This is a genomic window from Bifidobacterium goeldii (genome assembly GCF_003951095.1).
GTDB classification, from domain to species: domain Bacteria; phylum Actinomycetota; class Actinomycetes; order Actinomycetales; family Bifidobacteriaceae; genus Bifidobacterium; species Bifidobacterium goeldii.
The window spans coordinates 1-3150 of the sequence record NZ_QXGL01000020.1; the positions used below are offsets into that span (position 1 = coordinate 1).

Below are 3150 nucleotides of genomic sequence, written 5' to 3' on the forward strand. Positions count from 1 at the left end.
AGTACAAGAAGGTTGTTGAGGGTCTGAAGACCAGCAAGCTGCCGCCTTCTACCACTGCGGATCAGAAGTACACTGCTGAAGCTCAGGAGACTCTTGCTGCTGCTCAGAAGAAGCTCGTGCAGAAGGCCAATGCCAAGATCTACCGTGCTTACAACGCCGGTAATGGCGACCACCTGCTGACCAAGAACCTCAAGGAGCAGCAGATCGTAGTGGCGCTCGGCTGGCATGCTGAAGGCATCGGTTTCAAGGCTGCTACCAACGATGGCTACACCGAGGATCAGGCCTTTGGTACTAAGGTTTACCGTGTGTACAACCCGAACAATGGTGAGCACCTGCTGACCTCCAGCAAGGGTGAAGCACTGTACCTGGCCAGCATTGGTTGGAACCTTGACGACGATGCAAACCAGGATGGCAAGCTGGCTGACAACGAGTACCAGTTCCTTGCTCCTCAGGGTGCTACCAAGACTGTGTACCGTGTGTACAACCCGAACAGTGGTTTCCACCACTACACCACCAGCAAGGCTGAGGCTAACAACCTGGTCAAGCTGGGCTGGAAGCTTGACTCCGTCAACTTCAAGGCTGAGTGAGCCTAGTCGTTAATACGACACAAAGCTCATAAGCCACCGAGAGGGTTTTCGCAGGAACTGCGAAAACCCTCTTTTTTGATATTTATTCAACGGCCATCTCAAGGACGAGCTCTGCACCGAGCACGAATTACGCATAGATTCAAAATGATCCGAGACTGTGAACCCATGCTGCACTAATAACGCCGTGTACCGCGTGTTCAACCCGAACGCGACCGCCAAGCAGGCGTCCCATGTCTACGTGAGCAAGGCGAGGGTGCTGGTCTGGTCAAGGCTGGCTGGCAGTGGGACTTCGCAGGTAAGGCTGTGTACAAGTTAGACTGAGTCTAACAATGCCATTGTCGTCGCATTGATGGTGTGACATATATACGAGTAGGGTCTCACACGGAAATCCGTGTGAGACCCTACTTTGCATTTATGAACGATATGGCTCAGGCCGTATCTGTTCTAGATCACTTAGCGGCGACCTTAAGAGCAGAAGCGCTCTCGAGCTTCCAGCCGAAGCCGACCAAGATCTTGGTTTCGCCAGCGTTAGCAGTGTAGTAGTGAGAACCAGCGTCACGTGCGTTCGGGTTGAACAGACGGTTCAGCGTTGTGGTCGCATTCTGCGGAGTGTAGAAGAATGGAATCGGATCCCCATCCTTCCAGCCGGTCGGAAGATCGGACGGAGTCTGATCCGTGCTCGGCTCGTCGTAAGTCCAGCCATGAGCCACAGCGTTAGCGGCCTCGCCCTTCTGCAGGAACAGGTGCTCGCCGGAGTTCGGGTTGTACACACGGTAGATGGCGGCGGAGTACGGGGCCTTGTTCAGAGTGACCTTGAAGGACACGCCCTGAGCGTTCCAGCCGAGCTTACCCAGACCGTTGTACTCGTCCAGCGAGGTCGTGTACAGGTGGTCGGAGTTGTTCTTGTTGTACAGCACGTACATCTTGGTGTCAGCCTTCTGCACGAGCTTCTTCTGTGCAGCCTTCAGATCCTTGGTAGCCTGATCGTAATCGAAGTCAGAGCCATTGAACGAGCCATCAGACTGTTCGCCATCGCCATCAGTGATGTCGTTGTAGGCATCCGTGTACTCAATCCAAGACTGACGAGTGTACTCGTTCTGATCACGAGTAAGGTCAACGGCACCCTTCGCATCAGCGTAAGCGCTCTTATCGGTCTCAGTCCACGTAGCAAGGAAGGAAGCCTTGTTGTCGGCGACCTTCAGCTCGGTGACCTTCACTGGGAAGAAGTCATCGAGATCAGCCTTCTTCACCTCGACCGTGGTGCGACCATCGGACTTGGTGTACTTCCAACCCTTGAACACGTAGCCCGCACGGGTCGGGGTCTTCGGCTGGGAAACCCAACCATCGGACTTGACCTTCTGGGTCTCCGGAGCAGGAGCGTTATCGTAGTACGGGTCGAAGGACACGGTCACATCCTGAGCAACCGGAGTCCACTTTGCGTGCAGGGTAACATCGGCCTTGATGACGGAATCAAGATCAGCCTTCGCCTTAGTCACGTTGCCGCTAGCGTCAACGGTGTAGAAGCCATCGAACTTGGCGTCATCATTGCTCTTCGGAGCAGAGAAACGCTTCACGCTGTTGATGGTGGTGCCATCCTTAACGACCAGCGTCTTGGCATTGCCCTTGCCGTCATAGTTCTCGAACGTCACCAGGTGAGCAACGGTCGTGCCAGTAGCAGCGGTATACTCAGTATCCGCCTTGATGCCCTTGCTCTCGTCATAAGCCGGGGAAGCATTCCACGCCGCCAGCTTCTTCTGAGAGCCACCAGTGGTGAAGTAATAGCCCTCCGGGAAAGCCACAGTGGACTGCTTTGCGCCGTCGGCTACACGCACGGGGTCGGTAGAACCAGCGAAGTCATCCTTGGAAGCAGTGGTAGCATTGAAGCTGACCTTGTGACCAGCCAACTGAGTCACCTGCAGGTACACAGTGGAGCCGGCCTTCAGGTTCTTTACATCAGCCTTTGCGCCACCCTGAGCGGTGGTGTACCACTCGTACTGGTCACCATCGGCTGGATCCGTATCCGTCGGAACCTGCCAATCAGCAAGAACATCACCAGAAGCAACCGGCACTTCATAGCTACCGTTTGCAGGCAGGGACTGCTTGTTACCGCTGTTGTTGACGTACTCCACGGTAGGGGTGATACCGTCGCCCTTAGTGAATGCAGCACCAGCCGGCGTGAACATGACCTTGCCGTCAACAGTCCAGTGAGCAGTCAGGGTCTGACCATTCAGGTTTTCGTCGGTCGGAGACACAGCAGTCTTCGAATCCTTCGCATACCAGCCAGTGAACGTGTAGCCACTACGAGTCGGCAGGTTAGCATACAGCTGCTCGAACTTAGCGGTGGAATCGTTATCCTTCAGCGTGTAGCTGCTGGTGCCATCCGAATAAGTAGCACCAGTGCCAGCGTTCAGAGTTACCGAACGCTCAGCAGCAGAAGCCGTGCCAGCGGCAACGCCCATCGTCGCGATCATCGCGAGCGAGGCGAGGCCGGCCAGAGGCGCGCGCCAAACCTTAGTATTTCCTGTCATCTTCAGGAACCTTTCTTTTAGGGACAGGCTCCCAA

The 3150-nt window shown here is 55.2% G+C and carries 1 protein-coding gene and 1 pseudogene; one reads left to right on the top strand and one right to left on the bottom strand.

Features of this window, described 5'->3' with window-relative positions; all coding sequences use genetic code 11:
• Window positions 1-587 (top strand): annotated as a pseudogene (locus D2E25_RS10530) (hypothetical protein); the annotation flags it as partial.
• A gap of 449 nt (window positions 588-1036) precedes the next feature.
• On the opposite strand, the gene D2E25_RS10410 reads toward D2E25_RS10530, so the two are convergent.
• On the bottom strand, window positions 1037-3115 hold the full coding sequence (locus D2E25_RS10410; RefSeq protein ID WP_125982566.1) for an InlB B-repeat-containing protein: 2079 nt from the start codon (window positions 3113-3115) through the stop codon (window positions 1037-1039).
• Window positions 3116-3150: the final 35 nt, after the last annotated feature.

Coding starts and splice junctions, on each gene's coding strand:
- D2E25_RS10410 (WP_125982566.1), bottom strand. CDS start 3,115: ATGACAGGAAATACTAAGGTTTGGCGCGCGCCTCTGGCCGGCCTCGCC.